Origin of the sequence: Bergeriella denitrificans NBRC 102155, from assembly GCF_001592185.1 — a bacterium.
GTDB classification, from domain to species: Bacteria; Pseudomonadota; Gammaproteobacteria; order Burkholderiales; family Neisseriaceae; genus Neisseria; species Neisseria denitrificans.
On the sequence record NZ_BCWL01000379.1, the window covers coordinates 1 to 643 of the forward strand.

The window sequence follows — 643 nt, forward strand, 5'->3', positions numbered from 1 at the left end:
TGAAGCAGCAAGTCCGCCGACCCGTACTATTTATACTGTCTGCGGCTCGCAGCCTTGTATTAGAATTTAATTTCTTCGACTATATCTGTCGGGCAAAAGTGCCCGACCTACTGCTATAACTGCCGGCCGCATTTTCAGACGGCCTTATACCGGCCTCTACGCCTTTTCCAAAACAAGCATTTTAAATTCCCGCAAAGCGGGTATAATAAGCAGACATTTTCCCAACCGACTTTTCAGGAACGCAAATGAGCATTCAAGAACAAATCAAAGAAGTAGTCACCACCCACCGTGTCGTACTGTTTATGAAAGGCACCAAGCAGTTTCCGCAATGCGGCTTCTCTTCGCGCGCCGTACAGATTCTGAACGCCGCAGGCTGCACCGACTATGTGACCGTAAACGTACTGGAAAACGATGAAGTCCGCCAAGGCATCAAAGAATACAGCGACTGGCCGACCATTCCCCAACTGTATGTCAACGGCGAATTCATCGGCGGCTCCGACATCCTGATGGAAATGTATGAAGCCGGCGAGCTGCAAGAGCTGCTGAAAGCCTAAAATACGCCCTGCGAATACCACAAAGCCGTCTGAAAATCGAATTTTCAGACGGCTTTGTGGCGGGCAACACATCAGGGCTTATACAGCGC

General features: G+C 49.8%; 1 protein-coding gene. It reads left to right on the top strand.

Features of this window, described 5'->3' with window-relative positions; genetic code table 11:
• Positions 1 to 245: 245 nt before the first annotated feature.
• Positions 246 to 554, top strand: coding sequence for a Grx4 family monothiol glutaredoxin (gene grxD, locus BDE01S_RS10905; protein ID WP_066081508.1), 309 nt, complete (start codon positions 246 to 248; stop codon positions 552 to 554).
• Positions 555 to 643 lie beyond the last annotated feature (89 nt).